The sequence below is a fragment of the Janthinobacterium sp. HH104 genome, assembly GCF_001758715.1.
GTDB lineage: Bacteria > Pseudomonadota > Gammaproteobacteria > Burkholderiales > Burkholderiaceae_D > Janthinobacterium > Janthinobacterium aestuarii.
This window is the reverse complement of the sequence record NZ_LRIB01000020.1, coordinates 196,417-215,351: the sequence shown is the minus strand read 5'-3', so window position 1 is coordinate 215,351 and position 18,935 is coordinate 196,417. Positions and strand designations below refer to the sequence as shown.

Genomic DNA, 18,935 nt, shown 5'->3' with positions numbered 1-18,935 from the left:
TGGAGGATCGTGCAAAGGTCTTGCAGGATCGCGGTAACGGCGGCCGGGCATCTCGGGCACACTTGTGCAATCGCATGCATGGCACGCGTCATCCCTCGCCACACACATCTAGATACAGGAGTTTTCATGACCACCATCGCCAAAGGCTACGCCGCACTGGGCCCGACTTCCGCACTGCAACCGTTCACGTTCGAGCGCCGCGCCCCGCGCGAAGACGACGTGGCCATCTCGATCAAATACTGTGGCGTGTGCCATTCCGATATCCACCAGGCGCGCGACGAATGGGGCGGCGCCGCTTTCCCGATGGTGCCCGGCCATGAAATCGCCGGCGTCGTCACGGCCGTTGGTGCCAACGTCAGCAAGTTCAAGGTGGGCGACCACGTGGGCGTGGGCTGCTTCGTCGATTCCTGCACCACCTGCAAGACGCGCAACGTGGACCTGGAACAGTACATGCCAGGCCTGATCCAGACCTACAACGGTCTGGAAGCGGACGGCAAGACGGCCACGCAGGGCGGCTACTCGGACAGCATCGTCGTCAAGGAAGGCTATGTGCTGTCGATTCCCGACAACCTGCCGCTGGACGCCGCGGCGCCGCTGCTGTGCGCTGGCATCACCCTGTATTCGCCGCTGAACCACTGGAAAGCCGGTCCTGGCAAGCAGGTCGCCATCCTGGGCATGGGGGGTCTGGGCCACATGGGCGTCAAGATCGCCCACGCCATGGGCGCCGAAGTGACGGTGCTGAGCCAGACCCTGTCGAAGCGCGAAGACGGCCTGCGCCTGGGCGCCGACCATTACTACGCCACCAACGACGCGGAAACGTTCAGCAAGCTGGCCGGCACGTTCGACCTGATCATCTGCACCGTGGGCGCATCGATCGACTGGAACCAGTACATCAACCTGCTGAAAGTCGACGGCAACATGGTCATCGTCGGCATCCCCGACGGCGCCGTGCCGCCCGTGAGCGCCTTCGGCCTGGTGGGCGCGCGCCGCAGCCTGTCCGGCTCCATGATCGGCTCGATCAAGGAAACCCAGGAAATGCTGGATTTCTGCGGCAAGCACAATATTGTGTCGGACATCGAGATCATCCGCATCCAGGATATCAATGAGGCGTTTGAGCGGGTGGTGAAGAGCGATGTGCGCTATCGCTTCGTGATCGACATGTCATCTTTGTAACGCTCGAGAAAAAGCCCAGGGCGTTGTTACCGCGTCTCGCCGTACTATTCGTACTGTCTTCGACGCGGCCCCTAGCCCTGGGCATTTTTCGGGCGTTCCAACCGGTATGCTTTAAAAGCAAAACCGGCTGCTATCTGGTTGACCTGTGTTTGTTGGATTACGCGCTTTGCGCTAATCCAACCTACGCATTAAACCCGGCCAAGTCCGGTAGGTCGGGTAGGTCGGATTAGCGGGGCCGCCGAGGCGCGCAAGCGCGTAATCCGACACCTGCGCCAACTCCCATCCCCGCCAAAAATCAAGCTCCCGCGTCAATTTTTCTTTCCTTGTATCAAAAATCGGCATAAAATGAAACCGTACAGTACAGTTTCACTACGTAGATTTGAAATAACCAGCCATCCCCGGCGTATTTGCCTGGGCAGGGGAGGCGTCATGGATAAAAAATGGACACTTCAGTAAATAAAGGAGCGCCGGCGATCCCGGCGGTCTTCAGGGGCAAGCGGCTTGCCTTGACGGTTTTCGGCATCTTTCTCGGATTTTCCGGCCTGGCCCTGGCCGCCGGCGGCATCGAACTCATTACCCTCGGCGGTTCCTGGTACTACCTGCTGGCGGGTCTCGGCCTGCTCCTCGCCGGCGTGCTGTATCTGCGCCGCAAACCGCTGGCGAGCGGCACCGTCGCCGCGCTGGTCATCGCCACCCTGGTATGGGCCGTGTGGGAAATCGGCTTCGCCTTCTGGCCCATGGTGCCGCGCCTGGCGCCGTTCCTCGTCATCGGCCTGGTGGCCGCCTTACTGCATCCGTGGCTGGCGGGGCGCAAGCACACCGGCCAGTCGCGCGGTTTCGCGGCGCTGCTCGCCGTCGTGCTGGTGGCCGGTTTCGCCGCCATGTTCAAGCCGCACGGCGTGCTGGACGCCACCGTGCAGCCGCAGCAGGATGCGCTGGCGGCGGTGAACGGCGGCAGCGCCAACTGGGCGCATTACGGCTATGGCCCGAAGGGCACGCGCTTCGCGCCGTACACGCAGATCGACAAGCAGAATATCGACAAGCTGCAAGTGGCGTGGACCTACCGCTCGGGCGAGCTGGCCGAAGGCGCGTCCGAATCGCAGAACACGCCGCTGCAGATCGGCGACACCATCTATACGTGCACGCCGACGAGCAAGGTCATCGCGCTCGATGCCGATACGGGCAAGGAGCGCTGGACCTTCGACCCGAAGCCGGCCAACATCAAAACGTGGAACCGCTGCCGCGGCGTCGGCTATTACGAGCCGGCGAAGGTGACGAATCCGTTCCGTTTTGAAGGCATGCAGGCGGCCAGCGCGCCGGTGGCGGGCGCCTGCGCCCAGCGTATCGTGCAAGTGACCATGGATGCGCGCCTGATCCAGATCGACGCGCAGACGGGCAAGCAGTGCGAAGGCTTCGGCGACAAGGGTTCGGTCGACCTGACGGTCGGCCTGGGCAAGGTCAAGATGAACGTGCCGTACTACGCCTACACGTCCGCGCCCACGGTGGCGCGCAACCTGATCATCCTCGGCGGCTGGGTGTTCGATGGCCGCTCGACCGATGAACCGTCGGGCGTCGTGCGCGCCTACAGTGCCGACACGGGGGAACTGGTGTGGGCCTGGGACTTGGGCAATCCAGCCATTACCAAGTTGCCGCCGGAAGGGCAGACGTACACGCGCAGCACGCCGAACATGTGGTCGGCGCCCGCATTCGACGATGCACTGGGCCTGGTCTACCTGCCGACGGGGAACGAGCAGCCGGACTTCTGGGGCGGCAAGCGTCCGCCGCTGACGGAAAAGTACGCCTCGGCCATCGTTGCCCTCGACATGGCCACGGGCCGCGAGCGCTGGACGTATCAAACCGTCCACCACGATATCTGGGACTACGACGTGGCAGCGCAGCCGGCGCTGTACGACGTCCCGGACGGCAAGGGCGGCAAGATCCCCGCGCTGGTGCAGCTGACCAAGCGTGGCCAGATCTTCATGCTGGACCGCCGCACGGGCAAACCGATTGCGGAGGTGGTGGAAAAACCCGTGCCGCAAGAGCACGCGGCCGGCGACTGGGTGTCGAAAACGCAGCCATACTCGACGGACATGCCGGCCCTCGGCGCGGAAACGCTCACGGAGCGCGACATGTGGGGCGCCACCTTCTTCGACCAGCTGGCCTGCCGCATCAGCTTCCGCAAGCTCAATTACCAGGGCGAGTTCACGGCGCCGAGCACGAAAGAAACGCTGATCTATCCGGGCTATTACGGCGGTTTCAACTGGGGCGGCGCGGCCGTCGATGAAAGCAATGGCTATATGTTCGTCAACGATATCCGCATGCCACAGGTGGTCAAGCTGGTGCCGCGCGAAACGGTGGACGTGGCCAAGCTGACGTCGGGCCACGGCGTGGGCAGCACCTATCCGATGGATGGCACGCCGTTCGTCATCGACCACAAGGCCTTCAATTCGCCGCTGGGCATACCGTGCCAAAGCCCGCCGTGGGGCGTGTTTGCCGCCATCGACCTCAAGACGAAGAAAAAAGTGTGGGAGCGTCCGGCCGGCACGGTGCAGGATGCGGTGGTCAATGGCGTCAAGGCGAGGCTGCCCATCCCGCTGGGCATGCCGACTCTGGGCGGCGGCATGAGCACGGCGTCCGGCCTCCTGTTTTATGCGGGCACGCAGGATTACTATTTGCGCGCCATGGACATCGCCACCGGCCATGAAGTGTGGAAGGCGCGCATGCCCGTCGGTTCGCAAGGCACGCCGATGACCTATGTGTCGCCCAAGTCGGGCCGCCAGTACGTCGTGGTGGTCGCGGGCGGCGCCCGCCAGAGCCCGGACCGGGGGGATTACGTGATAGCATACGCGCTTCCCAAGACACAGTAAGAGTTTGCTTCATGCCCCAGTTGCGCACCGTTCCCGCTTCCCCGAGTACCCGAAGCGAGGAGCGGCGGCGAAAGCTGCTGGTGGCGGCATCCAGACTCTTTCTTGACTCCGGCTACGACGGCGTCAGTATGGACGCCATCGTGGCCGAGGCGGGCGGCTCGAAAGCCACCGCTTACCGCTACTTCGGCAGCAAGCAGGAATTGCTGGTGGCCGTGGTCGAATACCTGTGCGCCGACTTCATCATCGCGCTGCGCCAGCTCGATACGTCGCAAGCGGGCCTGGAACAGGGCTTGCAGCTGATCCTCGACGAACTGGTAGCCGTCGTCACCAGCCCCCGCCACGTGGATTTCTACCGCCTCGTCGTCACGGGCGCCGCCGCCGTGCCGGCCGTGGGCCAGACCTGGTACGAGCACGGCCCGCAAGTGTGGCATGCGCTCATCCTGCGCCTGCTGGAGCAGCAGCGCACCCAGGGCCGCATCGCGCCCGATACCTCATTTTCCAACCTGCCGCAAATCCTGTTCGACGCCGTCTTCTCGCACCTGACCACGCGCACCGTGATGCTGGGGCAGGGCGGTAATGCGGCCACGTTCCGGCCGTTGATTGCGGAATTGATTGAGCTGGTGGTGGCGCGGGTGGAGCGTGGGGCGGATTAGCGGGGCCATAATCCGACTGTGCTGAAAGGTGAGCAGCTGAAGCCGTCGGGCAGCATTGCATTAGTCATAGCATCAGTCCTGTTCGCCATCTTATCCCTGGCCGTCGTGTTCGTCTGCTTTCGCCCCCGAAGCGGACCTTCAAAGTTCGTTTGCGGTCTGTTGAAATTGGCGTGGGATTGAAGCATTTGATCTCACGTATGCTTGAAGGCTGCCACAACCGGCATTCAAATGAATGCTTGCTCGCCGTGCTATGCTTTGCCCATGAAAACCGCACACATCGACGTTCGTCGGCACATCCCATACCAGGCCAGGGCTGCATGAAGAACGAGTACACTTTTGCGGCGCTGGCAAAGCAGGAAGTCGCGCCGGGACCGGATGCCGATGCGCTGTTTTTCAGCATGCTGGCGCCGGTCCTGCGCGGCGGCCCGCTGGTCGCATACGATTCGATGACCGACTTGCGGATGCAGTTGACGGCGCCAGCATATTACGTGGCCCACAAGCTGGTCGCACATGCCGGCAAGCGCGTTATCTTCCAGGGCCGTGTGGCGCAGGCCAGCGTCACTGAGCTGCTGGTATTTCTTGATGCGGCAGTGGCAAGTGGCGACCTGCGCCCCTTGCTGCTTGCGCCCGTGTTCGAAGGAACACCGGCGCAGGTGATACATATTGATGGAGATGTGCTGCACGTCTACGCTGCAATACCGGGGATAAAGCGGCAGGTCTGACCAATATCCTGCCGTCCTGATCGAGGACATGCTCAAGCAAAACCGCGGCGACTGACCGTCCGCTTTTGGCCTATTGTGTTGAAGAAGTCGATCGGCAACAATTTCGGGAGGTCTCAGACCTCCAAACAGTCGGAGATCGTTCAATAGCGGCGGTTCTGGCCAGTCTAGGCTGTCAGAATTTCTAGCTAAACGTCAACCTACCCGCGTTTTTCAACACGATAGGCCGGTAGCAGGCGGTGGAGTAACCGAGGTTCATGTCAGGCTTCCAGAGGCTTGCCATCGATAAGTACGCGAAACCGTTCACCTGAAAACCCCGCCCGGTGGCTACCGTAAATGGCCTTCCCGATAGATTCATACCATTTGGAATCGGTGGCCTCGACAGAAACTGCCATGTCCGGGTTCTCGGCGGAGATTTTCTCAAGAGCTTCCGCGACCTCAGTTGTTGAATGTAGTTTGACGCCATTCAAGTCTACGCCACTATTATCGGAAATTCGCAAAACAATCATCTTGTCCAAATCGATGCTCCAGGAAGAAGGATGTTTCAGTTTTTACATCGGCGAACGGTGGCTTCTGGCCGATCTCGGTCGAATTAGCGATGCAACTCGAGCACTACATCTTCAGGTCGAAACGCAACTAGCCATTGTGTAATACCGTGTGCATCACTGCATTCCAACTCGTAACCCGGAGGTGATGAGTAAATTTCAATGATGGTTGCGACGTCAGCGATTGCAGGACGCCGAAGATTGAATGCATCAGAAAATGTGGCCTGTTGCACGTTGAATGCCACAATCTTAACTACATCGTATTGCATAAATTTCATAATTGAACCGATCATTGAACGGCTGCTCTTGGCCGGAGGCTGACTAAAAGGCATCACCTAAGCATAGCGGACGCGCAGCCTCTCACCACTTTACAAGCGCCCGTCGTTAGAGCCATGGATCGAAGTACGCGTAAGCAGAAGCCTTGCCTCCCTCATTGGCGCACCAAACCGTAACACGGCGCCTGACGTTGACAGCACCACAACCCAGCCGCCCTTGATTGTTATTTGATCAAATGGATTGGATTGATCCGAAACAAACGTCCAAACAGGTTCATGATTTTGCAGCGATTCCAAAACGACTACGCCGATTGAGCCGTGTTCCGCAGCCTCTCCGCACTTGACTATGTACTGACCACCATACAGCTCTTCTTGCGCCAGAATCGCGACATTGAGCCAACCGCCAAGCTCCTGTTTTTCATGTACTCTGGCCATCCAGGTTTCGTGCACTTCGTAGATGTCACCGTTGCTGCACACGAGGCCATTGTGGCTTCGCACCTCCTGGTTCCTCCACTTTATTGCCATCACTGTCATTGATTCCATATTTAGAAATGGGCGACTGCACGCCCCTGAATTAAACAACTTGTGTTCTTGCCCATCGCAAACTTATTCAACATCCGCTCTTGGCCAGATTCGGCATACGCAACTAGCCCTTTCTTTTGGTCTTTTCACGTTGCAAAATCGACCTGCATTCGTCTTCGGTTGGCACGTTTTTCTCAATCAGTATGGTATGCCAGCCACCGCAATCAGGGTCAGGGCAGCCACACACAGTTGTTCGCACCGGGTGCTGGGTTAATCCATCGCGCTTCTGAATAGCATTAGTTCGTTCCTGACTCTTGATAAGGTGGACTAGCGCGCCTCGGCTCAAAAATTTTCCTGCCATGATTTTCCTCTAGGTGCCTTGAACCGCACAAGATGTTAACGTTTGCAATGCCTGCTGTTGGCTACTGCCGTTGGCAATTCAAACCGGCGGGTCAATTCGCTGGATGCAGCACTTTACCCAAAAATGGCTGGTCGCCTCATCACTTAGAGCACGTAAGCGGCCAGCGTAGCTTCTGCATTGACCAGACGCCAGATGCCATGTCGCGCCGATCATGATGGCAGCTCCATCGCAGGCACTCTGCCGCGGTTGCCTCGGTCGGATGTGATGGCCTCGTTTTGCCCCCTGGTCGTGTTGCGCCAGGAGCGAATGTTATAGTGGCGAAAATTTATTTACTGAAAGAAACTGCCATGAAAAACGACGCAACCACTCGCCCGCAAGCAAACCAGGCACCTGTCAGGCTCAGCAAAGGGGACTTTGTCACCGTACTGCGCAAGCTGCTGCAAGACGAAGCAAAGGCTGGCAAGTCCAGTGTGGACGTACGCGCTGCGAACCTGCACACCGAGGTTGGCGTTTATCCGGCGCGCGGCCACTCGATGCCGACCTGTTGCACGGTGATGTATGAAGAGATGCAGCCGGGTGACGAGATACTGCTGACGCCACCTGGCGGCAAGGGAGCTACGCTGCTGGTACGGTATAAATTCCCGCGCTGATGCAGGCGCTGCAGTGGCAGCGAACCAATTGCCAAGTACCAATCGTCGCTAACTTATAACGTGCACAAGCAGGCGCTTCGCTGAGGCCACCTTGAATGGATGGTGGCCTGCTTCAATAGTTTTCAAATATTTATATAAGCTCTTATATAAATAGTGCTACGATGGTTTCATGAAACCAGGACTGGGCACGCAATTAAGACATCTCATCGAACTGCTCGACGGCGCGGTCGAGCAGGCCTACGTGGAAGCGGGGCTCGATTACCGGCCGCGCTACACGCCGGTGATGCGGGTGCTGGCCGAGCAGCCGAGCGCGACCATCGGGGAGCTGGCGGCCCTGGGCGGCCTCACGCAGCCTGCCGCGACCCAGACAGTGGCTTTGATGGTGAAGAAAGGCCTGTTGACGGTGGCTGCCGGCGGCGAAGACGGCAGGCAGCGCGTGGTGCGCCTCAGCGCCGCTGGCGCAGCGCTGCTGCCGCGCCTGCGGTTGTGCTGGCAGGCGACCAAATCCGCAGCCGACAGCCTCGATGCGGAGCTGGCGTTTCCCTTGTCCGACTGCCTCGCACAGGCGATCGCCGTACTCGAGACGCGTTCCTTCGGCGCGCGCATCCACGATGGCAGGCTGCGCCTGGATGCCCGCTCTGACGCAGCGACGACAACACCTGACGAATAACCTGAATGATGCAGCCACGCACACTTTTCGCACAACGATCAAACGTTTCGCAGTCCAACTTGGAGGAATGTATGTCAGGTAGAAAGAAGTTTGTCGCAGGCGTCGTATTGGGTACATTGTTGTCGTTGCACGCCTTTGCGGCGGAGGACACCGCCTTGAACGCGGCCGATCGCACGGCGATCGTGCAGACACTGGCAGTGAAAATGAACGCGAATTACATCGAGCCAGCGGTGGCCGAACGGGTCGGCATTGCGATCACCAGGAAAAATGCCGAAGGAGGCTATGCGACCGCCGCCAACGTGAAGGCCTTCAGTGCGGCGCTGGCGAAGGACTTGCGGGAATTGAGCGGTGACTTGCATTTCGGCGCCGCGTTTTACGAAGGTCTTCGTGAGCGCAGCGGTGCCGATGAACTGCCTAGCCGCGCCAAGATTGACGAATGGCGCGACCAGACAACCCGGCGCGGCTATGACATCGAGAAGATCGAACGCCTTCCCGGCAACGTCGGCTATATCGAGCTGCGCGGCTTCGGCGGTCCGGAATTCGTCGCCGCGGCGTACACGGCGGCGATGTCGCTCATGGCGGGGACGGATGCGCTGATCCTCGACCTGCGCCGCAACGGCGGCGGCAGCCCGGCCAGCGTGGCTTACCTGATGAGTCATTTCTTCCCGTTCGGCGACGAGCGTCACCTGATCGACATGTACGATCGCCCGACCGGTACGACGCGGCAGTTCTGGACCGTGAAGACGGTCGCACAGCGTTACGACAAGCCCGTGTACGTGCTGACCTCGGCCCGCACGTTTTCCGGCGGGGAGGATTTCTCCTATGGCATCCAGGCGCAGAAACGGGGGACGGTGGTCGGAGAAACCACCGGCGGCGGCTCCAATCCCGTGAGCTGGTACAACGTAGGGCAGGACATCATTGTCGCGATTCCGACCGCGCGCACGACCAATGCCGTCACCAAAACCAACTGGGAGCACGTCGGCGTGAAACCGGACATCGCCGTGCCCGCGGCACAGGCGCTGCAGACGGCGCATGTCGCCATCCTGCGCAACCTGGTGTCATCGGCCAAGGAGGGCAACGAGCGCAAGGAACTGCAGCGCGTGCTGGCGATGGCGGAGAAGGGCGAGTCCGAGAAGCCGGTCTACACGCTCAGGGGCGAGCGTTGATATCGCGGGGCTGATCAACCTTGTGGCGACAAGAGGGACGTAGTGCGTAGGTCGGATTAGCGGCGGCACGCCGCGTAATCCGACACTACTGAGCCAACAATGGTGTCGGATTACGCTACGCTAATCCGACCTACGTGAATCATCGGAAATGGGCTGCGCAGCAGGTTTGCAGTGCGTCCTTCACATCAGGTAGCAATACCATACTTGTGCTGCGTCGCCTCGTACTGCTGCTTGAGCGACTCGAGCTTCGGATGCTTGGGATCGATCTTGCGGATCACCTGCATCTGGTGTTGCGCCTGTTCGGCCAGCGGGGCTTCCCAGCCCAGCATGTTGAGCTGGCGCAGGATGGCATCGACGGAGGCGAACAGCACGGGCAGGTTGCCTGGCGTCTTGCGCAGGGCCTGGCGCAGCACGAAGACGGCTCCCTTGAGCTCTCCGCTTTCCGATTTGCTGGCCGCATCCTGCATCAGTTCCTGCACCTGGTTCGTGATCTGCTGGCCCATGCCTTGCGCCAGGTCGTGGCGGCCCGCTTTTTCAAATACGTCGACGGCCGCTTCCATCGTCACGTCGCTGTCGGCTTCGTTGACGAGTTTCATCATGACGTCGGACGCCGCTTGTTCCAGGTTGTTTTTCAGGCAGCTCTGTACGAGGCCCACCTTCAGCTGCGTCGACAGGCCGCGCGCCGTATCCAGCGCGGCGGCGGCCAGTTGCAGTTCGGTGGCGGCGGCGATGTCGTTGCCCGACAATTCATGCAGCATGGCGGCCGAGATGGCGCGGCACGCTTCCACGTTGGCGCCGCCGCGCAAGGAGCGCTCCATGTCGCGCAGCACGCCGCTCGCTTGTGGTGCATCGCCTTTCTTGACCAGCGTTTTGACCAGATTCACATGATCTTCGGGATCGCGGAATTCCGAGTATTTGGCTTTCGTCACCACCTGCTTGTAGGCCCGTTCGGCCGCGCCGATGTCGCCCGTGTCAAAGGCGATGCCGCCCAGGTGGCGCAAGCGGCGTACCATGTGCGGCGAGATGGCCACCGCGTCTTCGAGGATTTTCTTCGCCTGCAGCTGCTGGCCCATGGCTTCATGGTTTTGCGCCAGCAGGTCGTAGGCGGCCATGAAGCGGGGGTAGACCTCCACCAGTTCCAGCAGCGCGTCCTGCGCTTCCTCATGGCGCTGCTGTTCGAACAGGGTGCGCGCCAATCCCAGGTGGGCCCAGGCCATGGGGCGCGTGGCCAGCATGTCGGCGTACAGCTGTTCCGCTTCCTTCCACTCGTCCAGGGCGATGTGCAGCTCGGCGCGCAGGCGGGCGAAATCGGCCGCCAGGCGCGGGTGCTGCAGTTCGGCCGCGCGGCAGCTTTTCACGGCTTCGCGCAAGTCGCCCTTGTCGATCAGCTGATAGGTCGGCAGGAAAATGGCGCGCCGCTCGATGGCGCGCGCGATGCGTCCGCTCAGCACGTCGACGGTGAACGGTTTCAATATGTAGTCGGACGGAGTCAGTTCGGCCGCGCTGATCACTTTGCTGTGGATGGCTTCCGAGGTCAGCATGATGAAGATCGTCCACAGGCCGATCAGCTTATGGTGGCGCAAGTCTTCCAGCAATTGCTGGCCATCCTGGCCGTCCGTGCCGCTGCCAAGATCGTATTCGCACAGGATGATGTCGAACGGTTTCTTCGTCAGCAAGCGGATGGCCGTGCCGGCATTGACGGCATATTCCACCTTGGTGATGGCAGCCTGATTCAGCATATTGTGCAGATTGCCCCGCATGCTGGGGTTCGGGTCGACGATCAGGACAGATAAGTCGCTAGTTTCTGGCATTGTTCAGCTCTCGTTCATCTGTTCGGTCATTTGCGGGAACTCTTCTTATATGTCTCGGCCTGGCAGTATTGTTTTTTATCAGCATACTGCAAAGCTGCCCGGCACTGCCAGCAAAATGCGTGCAATCGGGCGTAGGGCAGGGTGCAAGGCGCATCCGGTGGCGCGCAGCGTTGTATTTCATGGCGCCGTTGTGCTGCGCGCCAGTGCCGGCGCCGCAAATTCCAGCACATAGTTGACTAGCATGATAGTATCCTAATTACAACTAATGTTGGATGCCGCACAATCTTGCGGCCAGGCATGCGCAAGGCTGTACCGGGCGCTTTTCTTCTTTCTGGTGTCGATACCCGTATGCGTGTTCCTGATCTTTCTTCCCTGCGCCGCGTTGCCGTTCCCCTTGCATTTGGCGGCAACAGCGAACAGCAGCATACCTATTTTGCGGAATTGCACCGGGTCGGCATGGTCACGCAAGTGCTGGGCATCATCGCCTTCAGCTTGACGTGGCTGCTGATGCCGCCTACCTACCATCCGAACCTCACGCATGCCGTGCTGGCGCTGCTGGGCATGCTGATCAGCCTGGTCGTGCGCTACCGCTGCACCACCTTGCCCGTGCTGACGATTACCGGTGCCTGCGCCGTGCTGGCCCTGACTTTTGGCTTGCGCACCATGGCCGACGCCGTCCAGCACGCCAGCTTCTGGGTCTTGCCGGTGGGCGTCTTCATGACCCTGGCCATCGCCTCCATTTTCAATGGCGGCCTCAGCTACCTGGCCGTCGTGGCCGGCGTGTGGTGGAATGTGGGCCACGGCCTGTATCCCGTCAATGCGGGCTTGCCCGACCAGTCCTGGGCGCCCTTGATGATCGCCGTCAGCGTGCTGTTCGGGCTGGCACTGAATGTCAGCTTCAGTTTATTGCGCTTGCGTAACTATCACTCCAAGGTGGAGTTGACGCGGCTGGCCTTCCAGGACAGCCTGACGGGTTTGAACAACCGCCGCATGTTCACGCAGCGCGCCCAGCAGATGCATGGCGCAAGCCATGGCGGCATGCTGCATTTCCTGATGATCGACATCGACAATTTCAAGATCATCAACGACCAGCAGGGCCACGATGCGGGCGACGCGGTGCTCGTGCGCACGGCCGCCGTCATCGCGGACAAGGCGCAGGGCCATCTGTGCGGGCGCCTGGGCGGCGAGGAATTCGGCATCGTCTACGCGGGCGACCGGGACGACGCGCGCGCCTTTGCAGGCGCCTTGGTCGAGGCTGTCAGCCACGCTTTCCTGGCAGCCCAGTTCGTGTCGATCAGCGTGGGCGTGGCCGAGCTGGACCGGAGCAAGGACCTGGGCCACAGCTACCGGCTGGCCGACGAGGCCCTGTACCTGGCCAAGCGGCAAGGCAAGAACCGCTATGTGATCGCCTGATGACAGGCTGAGGGTGTTGTTGCCATGTCAAAAACTGCCGCTGTGCGGGGCAAAACGGTGGCAAAGGGCCAAGTTCCGGTCATAAGGCAGGGGTAAAACGGGTATAATGCGCGCAAAGGAAATTTGCCGTACGAAAGATATTGTCATACCTACCTTTAACCCGCAGCCACGCTGCATCAACCACCTTCCAATCATGTTGATACTGCCGGGTTCCAATGCCCTGTCCGTTTTCCGTAGCCACCGTCTGTTAAGCCAACTGCAAGCCGTCTCGCCTGCGATTGTTGCCGTACAAGCACGCTATGTCCATTTCATCGATGCCAGCGCGCCTCTCACCAACGACGACAGCACGCGCCTTGGCGCCTTGCTGACGTATGGCGAGCCGGCCCAGGCTGACAATACGGAAGGCGCTGCCGAAGAATTCTTTGTCATCCCCCGTTTCGGCACGATCTCGCCGTGGGCCTCGAAAGCCACCGACATCGCGCACAACTGCGGCATGGCGCACATCAAGCGCGTCGAACGCGGCATCGCTTTCCGCATCAACCTGAAATCGGGCATCCTGGGCAGCGCCATCGGCGCCGGCAAATTGACGGACGAGCAGGTACAAGCCGTTGCCGACCTGCTGCACGACCGCATGACGGAATCCGTGCTGCGCAGCGCCGACGACGCCAAGGACCTGTTCCGCACCCTGGAAGCGCGCCCGCTCGAATCGATCGATTTGCTGGGGCAGGGCAAGGCCGCCCTGGAAACGGCGAACACGGAACTGGGCCTGGCGATGTCGGAAGACGAAATCGACTACCTGGACGCGGCCTTCACCAAGGCCGGCCGCAACCCGACGGACGTGGAGCTGATGATGTTCGCGCAGGCGAACAGCGAGCATTGCCGCCACAAGATATTCAACGCCGACTGGACCATCGACGGCGTGGCGCAGCCGAAGTCGCTGTTCGGCATGATCAAGAACACGCACGAACTGCAGCCGAAGGGCACCGTCGTCGCCTACAGCGACAATTCCTCGATCATGGAAGGTGCGACCGTATCGCGCTTCTACCCGCGCGGTGACAAGCACGAATACGCGGCGTCGACGGAACTGACGCACACCCTGATGAAGGTGGAAACGCATAACCATCCGACGGCAATCTCTCCATTCCCTGGCGCCTCCACGGGCGCGGGCGGCGAGATCCGCGACGAAGGCGCGACGGGGCGCGGCGCCAAGCCAAAAGCTGGCCTGACCGGCTTCACCGTGTCGAACCTGTCCCTGCCGGATGCCGTGCGCAGCTGGGAAACGGCAGCTTCCGTGACGGCGCCGCTGGCTGGCCGCACAGATGCGGACCAATACGGCAAACCGGAGCGCATCGCGTCGCCGCTGCAAATCATGATCGAAGGCCCGCTGGGCGGCGCCGCGTTCTCGAACGAATTCGGCCGTCCCGTATTGGGCGGCTACTTCCGCACGTATGAACAGAACGTCGGTACAGATAAAGACGCCGTGTTCGGCTACCACAAGCCGATCATGATCGCTGGCGGCATCGGCAATATCTCGGCACAGCACACGCACAAGAACGACATCCCCGTCGGCAGCCTGCTGGTGCAGCTGGGTGGCCCGGGCATGCGCATCGGCATGGGTGGCAGCGCCGCCTCGTCGATGACCACCGGCAGCAACACGGCCGACCTGGACTTCGACTCCGTCCAGCGCGGCAACCCTGAAATGGAACGCCGTGCCCAGGAAGTCATCAACGCCTGCTGGCAAATGGGCGCCGATAATCCGATCATCTCGATCCACGACGTGGGGGCGGGCGGCTTGTCGAACGCGTTCCCGGAAATCACCAACGACGCCAAGCGCGGCGCGATTTTCGACCTGCGCAAGGTGCCGCTGGAAGAATCGGGCATGGCGCCGAAGGAAATCTGGAGCAATGAGTCGCAGGAACGCTACGTTCTCGCCATCGCGCCGGAAAGCCTGCCATTATTTAAAGCCATGTGCGAACGCGAACGCTGTTTGTTCGCCGCCGTGGGCGTGGCCACCGAAGAGCGTCAACTGAAACTGATCGACACGGAACTGGGGAACGAGCCGGTCGACATGCCGATGGACGTCTTGCTGGGCAAGCCGCCGAAGATGCAGCGCGACGTGGTCCACGTGGCCAACGATTTCCCGGCCATCGACCTGACGGGCATGGACTTGAAGGACGTGGCGCAAAAAGTGCTGCTGCTGCCGACCGTGGCCGACAAATCCTTCCTGATCACCATCGGCGACCGCAGCGTGGGCGGCATGACCGTGCGCGACCAGATGGTGGGGCCATGGCAAGTGCCGGTGGCCGATTGCGCCGTCACCGCCATGAGCTTTGAAGGTTATCTGGGCGAAGCGATGGCCATGGGCGAACGCACGCCGCTGGCCGTCATCGACGCCGCAGCTTCCGGCCGCATGGCCGTGGGCGAAGCCGTCACCAACATCGCCGCCGCAGCAATCAGCGACATCAGCGACATCAAATTGTCCGCCAACTGGATGGCCGCCTGCGGCCAGCCAGGCCAGGACGCAGCCCTGTACGACACGGTCAAAGCCGTGGGCATGGAACTGTGCCCGGCGCTGGGCATCAGCATCCCCGTCGGCAAGGATTCGCTGTCGATGCGCACGACGTGGAAAGACGAAAGCACGGGCGCGGCGAAATCCGTCACGTCGCCGGTGTCGCTGATCGTCTCCTCGTTCGCGCCAGTGACGGACGTGCGCAAGTCGCTCACGCCGCAGCTGAAAACGGACAAGGGCGACACGTCCCTGATCCTGATCGACCTGGGTCGCGGCAAGAACCGCCTCGGTGCATCCGCCTTGGCGCAAGTCATGGGCCAGCTGGGTAATGCCACGCCGGACGTCGACAGCGCAGAAGACCTGAAAGGCTTCTTCGCCGCCATCCAGAAATTAAACAGCGACGACAAGCTGCTGGCCTACCATGACCGTTCGGACGGCGGCCTGTACGCGACCCTGACGGAAATGGCCTTTGCCGGCCACACGGGCATGTCCGTCAACCTGGACATGCTGACCATGGAAGGCGAGCATTCGAGCGACTGGGGCGACGCCAAGAACTGGGCCGGCCAGGTAGCGGAACGCCGCAACGAACTGACCCTGCGCGCCTTGTTCAGCGAAGAGCTGGGCGCCGTGATCCAGGTGCGCGCGGAAGAAAAATCGCTCGTCATGGACGTGCTGCGCACCTTCAACCTGGGCGCCTGCAGCCATATCATCGGTAAATTGAACGACCGCGACGTGATCGAGTTCACGCGCGACGCCAAGCTGATTTACACCCAGCCGCGCGCCGAACTGCACCGCCTGTGGAGCGAAACGAGCTGGCGCATCGCCCGCCTGCGCGACAATCCGGCCTGCGCGGACGCTGAATACGACCGCCTGCTGGACGTGCAGGACCCGGGCATGTCGCCTATCGTCACCTTCGACCAGAACGAAAACATCGCCGCGCCATTCATCGCCACCGGCGTGCGTCCGCGTGTCGCCATCCTGCGCGAGCAGGGCGTCAACTCGCATATCGAGACGGCGTATGTGATGCACCAGGCAGGTTTTACCGCTGTCGACGTGCACATGAGCGACCTGATTGCGGGCCGCGTGAAACTGGACGACTTCCAGGGCGTCATCGCCGTGGGCGGCTTCTCGTACGGCGACGTGCTGGGCGCGGGCGAAGGCTGGGCGAAAACAATTTTGTTCAACGCCAGCCTGGCGGAACAGTTCGCGCGCTTCTTCAACCGCACGGACAGTTTTGGCCTGGGTATCTGCAACGGCTGCCAGATGATGAGTAATTTGAAATCCATCATCCCCGGCGCCCACGCCTGGCCGAAATTCACGCGCAACAAGTCGGAGAAATTCGAAGGCCGCTTTGCCATGGTCGAAGTGATGGATTCTCCATCCATCTTCTTCAACGGCATGGCCGGCACCCAAGCCGGCATCGCCATCGCCCACGGCGAAGGCTACGCCGACTTCTCGCAAACGGGCGACATCACCCAGGTCACCAAAGCCATGCGCTTCGTCGACAACAAGGGCGCCGCCACGGAAGCCTACCCGTACAACCCGAACGGCTCGCCGGAAGGCATCACCTCCGTGACCACGCCAGACGGCCGCTTCACCGTGCTGATGCCGCATGCGGAGCGCGTGTTCCGTTCTGTGCAGCAGTCCTACCACCCTGAAGCATGGGGCGAGGATTCGCCATGGATGCGCATGTTCAGGAATGCGCGGAAGTTTGTGGGGTAATTAGTTCGCTTTCAGCGCGGCGTCTTGGTCCAGGGCGCTGCTGCTGGGGTAGGAATGAAAAGCCGCTGTCGGGAGATAGCGGCTTTTTTCTTGTAGAGTAAAATAATTACAGTATTGCGACTTCCTCTATATCCGTGCCAGCGATAGATACTGAATATTGTCGTTGCGATAAGCTCCGATAGGCGCCAACCAAGTTTATTTTACTGAAAAAAGGCAGGTCCTCTCTAACTGAGGCAGACTTTGCTCCTAGCACTAAAAAAACCACTTCATAGTCTTTTGCCATAAATTTTATTTCTGGAATAAGTTTTTTGGATTTGTATTCTAACTTAGCTCTGGCGTTTTTTCTAAATTGCTGATCTGATATTAATAGTTCTGCTGCAACTCTTCCTTGTGCAAATAAATGACTCAATCCACTGGAATTGCCTTTCTTATGTTTTACATGAATGAATTTATTTCCCATCAATAAATCGCAAACCTCGATTGGTGATGCGCTTGAATCGGATTTAACTAATTTCTTATCTAGCAGATCACACTCTAATAAGGCAGCAACTCTTATATTATAGTCACCTTCAGACTCGTAAATATTGTTGCTTTCTTTCTTTGGGATGGCGTCTTTGGAGCTTTTTCTGATTTTTTCATTTTTTTCCTTCGGAATCATCTTTACTTTTGGGAATGCAATTTCTGATATTGGTATAAGATTTAGCTCACCGTTTACTCTCTTAATGTAATCTTGATCTATGGTAAACCACTCTTTGTCAAATAGTATGTGTAATTTTTCGCCGTCTGAATATTCAAAGTATATACAGTCGTATATGGAGAAGGATGTTGCTTCGACCTCTTTATTTTGGTGGCAAAAAAGTCTATGTGATTTTAATTTTCCGATTGATATTTCATCGGGTGGATTGGTTAAGTAATAGTCAGATATGTCAGGGCTGGACTTGTATTCTTTTTTTGAATTTGTATAAGAAAAACCAAATATATCACCCCAGTCAATGATGCTTGGCAAGGTGAGTTTTGTTTTTTCGGTATCCCTTGACTTAAGTTTTTCCAGTAGGGCAATATTTAGCTTTTCAATTTCTGCACCATTTTTAATTCTTTGTATATTATCAACCCAAGCAAAACTTTCCTTGTAATCAGGTTGCAATGACTTTCTTGCCACTTCTTTGGCAATATCAAATAATTCTGAGTAATTGGAAATTGTGACCGAGAAACTATAGTGCCCGCCACTGCCTGATATTCCATGCCATGGTATTCCTTTTATTGCATCACCTGTTACTGCCTTCAATACATCTCTACTAACGTCTACGCCAAAATCATTTATGTTTGAACTTTTTGTTGCCTGACTTCTTTTTTGAATTGGCGCGACATCAAGAGATAATAGATCAACTGAGCGTAATGTGTCGTGATTTAACGTGTTTAACGCAGCTTTAATTCCAAAATCACTAGATAAATCATCGTCATTTAATAAATATCTGCCATATCCGAACGAAAAGGCAATAATTCCATCTTCCAGTCGTAGCAGTAAAACAGCTGATGATGAAAGTGTTTCCAGTCCGGGAACTTTTTTCCCATGTATTTTATCAAGATAATTCGCCCATATCGGTCTTGTTTCATCTGTGGGTTTTTTCTTGATATAAATAATTCCCTCAAGACCAAAAGTTTTATCGATTTCTAGGATTTCAACATCTTTAATGTCTACGCTTAATAGTCCTGATAAGTTGGCAATCTTTTTTGATGTGTAGAAGGCACTTAAGTGTATAGTAAAAGGCTTTTTTTTATTTTCAAGTCCTTCTTCTTTGTTTTTATAGTCTTCTATAGGTATTGCATCAACTAGATTATCTATTTTCATGATTTATCTCGCTATTGTAATTGCAGTTTA

13 protein-coding genes are annotated in these 18,935 nt (G+C 58.6%); 9 read left to right on the top strand and 4 right to left on the bottom strand.

Features of this window, described 5'->3' with window-relative positions:
- Positions 1 to 126: 126 nt before the first annotated feature.
- The 4 genes from JAB6_RS06390 (at position 127) to JAB6_RS06375 (ending at position 5,415) form a co-directional block, all read left to right on the top strand.
- Positions 127 to 1,173: an NAD(P)-dependent alcohol dehydrogenase gene (locus JAB6_RS06390; RefSeq protein WP_070301852.1), complete on the top strand. Its 1,047-nt coding sequence runs from the start codon at positions 127 to 129 to the stop codon at positions 1,171 to 1,173.
- Positions 1,174 to 1,613: 440 nt separating this feature from the next.
- Positions 1,614 to 4,040: a membrane-bound PQQ-dependent dehydrogenase, glucose/quinate/shikimate family gene (locus tag JAB6_RS06385; RefSeq protein WP_083292574.1), complete on the top strand. Its 2,427-nt coding sequence runs from the start codon at positions 1,614 to 1,616 to the stop codon at positions 4,038 to 4,040.
- 11 nt (positions 4,041 to 4,051) lie between these two features.
- Positions 4,052 to 4,693, top strand: coding sequence for a TetR/AcrR family transcriptional regulator (locus JAB6_RS06380; RefSeq protein ID WP_080698537.1), 642 nt, complete (start codon positions 4,052 to 4,054; stop codon positions 4,691 to 4,693).
- A gap of 317 nt (positions 4,694 to 5,010) precedes the next feature.
- Positions 5,011 to 5,415: a hypothetical protein gene (locus JAB6_RS06375; protein ID WP_034748574.1), complete on the top strand. Its 405-nt coding sequence runs from the start codon at positions 5,011 to 5,013 to the stop codon at positions 5,413 to 5,415.
- 257 nt (positions 5,416 to 5,672) lie between these two features.
- Here JAB6_RS06375 and JAB6_RS06370 read toward each other — a convergent pair whose 3' ends face one another.
- Positions 5,673 to 5,930 (bottom strand): hypothetical protein, encoded by a 258-nt coding sequence (locus JAB6_RS06370; protein WP_034748572.1) that lies wholly within the window; start codon positions 5,928 to 5,930, stop codon positions 5,673 to 5,675.
- A gap of 395 nt (positions 5,931 to 6,325) precedes the next feature.
- Positions 6,326 to 6,766 carry a hypothetical protein gene (locus tag JAB6_RS06365; protein WP_070301848.1) on the bottom strand — a complete coding sequence of 147 codons (441 nt, stop codon included), beginning with the start codon at positions 6,764 to 6,766 and terminating at the stop codon, positions 6,326 to 6,328.
- 696 nt (positions 6,767 to 7,462) lie between these two features.
- Between JAB6_RS06365 and JAB6_RS06360 the strand changes: the two genes are divergently transcribed.
- From JAB6_RS06360 to JAB6_RS06350, 3 genes are all read left to right on the top strand, one after another.
- Positions 7,463 to 7,765 (top strand): HNH endonuclease, encoded by a 303-nt coding sequence (locus JAB6_RS06360; protein ID WP_070301846.1) that lies wholly within the window; start codon positions 7,463 to 7,465, stop codon positions 7,763 to 7,765.
- A gap of 169 nt (positions 7,766 to 7,934) precedes the next feature.
- Positions 7,935 to 8,435: a MarR family winged helix-turn-helix transcriptional regulator gene (locus JAB6_RS06355; RefSeq protein ID WP_070301843.1), complete on the top strand. Its 501-nt coding sequence runs from the start codon at positions 7,935 to 7,937 to the stop codon at positions 8,433 to 8,435.
- Between the two features lie 71 nt (positions 8,436 to 8,506).
- Entirely contained in the window at positions 8,507 to 9,601 is a 1,095-nt protein-coding gene (locus JAB6_RS06350) for a S41 family peptidase (protein ID WP_175444507.1), read from the top strand.
- Positions 9,602 to 9,786: 185 nt separating this feature from the next.
- Here JAB6_RS06350 and JAB6_RS06345 read toward each other — a convergent pair whose 3' ends face one another.
- Positions 9,787 to 11,412 (bottom strand): tetratricopeptide repeat-containing response regulator, encoded by a 1,626-nt coding sequence (locus tag JAB6_RS06345; protein ID WP_034748563.1) that lies wholly within the window; start codon positions 11,410 to 11,412, stop codon positions 9,787 to 9,789.
- A gap of 348 nt (positions 11,413 to 11,760) precedes the next feature.
- On the opposite strand from JAB6_RS06345, the gene JAB6_RS06340 reads away from it, so the two are divergent.
- The gene (locus JAB6_RS06340; RefSeq protein WP_175444506.1) at positions 11,761 to 12,825 is read left to right on the top strand and encodes a diguanylate cyclase; all 1,065 of its coding nucleotides are present in this window, start codon (positions 11,761 to 11,763) and stop codon (positions 12,823 to 12,825) included.
- A 193-nt stretch (positions 12,826 to 13,018) separates the two neighbouring features.
- Positions 13,019 to 17,056: a phosphoribosylformylglycinamidine synthase gene (gene purL, locus JAB6_RS06335; protein ID WP_070301838.1), complete on the top strand. Its 4,038-nt coding sequence runs from the start codon at positions 13,019 to 13,021 to the stop codon at positions 17,054 to 17,056.
- A gap of 106 nt (positions 17,057 to 17,162) precedes the next feature.
- Here purL and JAB6_RS28345 read toward each other — a convergent pair whose 3' ends face one another.
- The gene (locus tag JAB6_RS28345) at positions 17,163 to 18,905 is read right to left on the bottom strand and encodes a TIGR04141 family sporadically distributed protein (RefSeq protein ID WP_083292571.1); all 1,743 of its coding nucleotides are present in this window, start codon (positions 18,903 to 18,905) and stop codon (positions 17,163 to 17,165) included.
- Positions 18,906 to 18,935 lie beyond the last annotated feature (30 nt).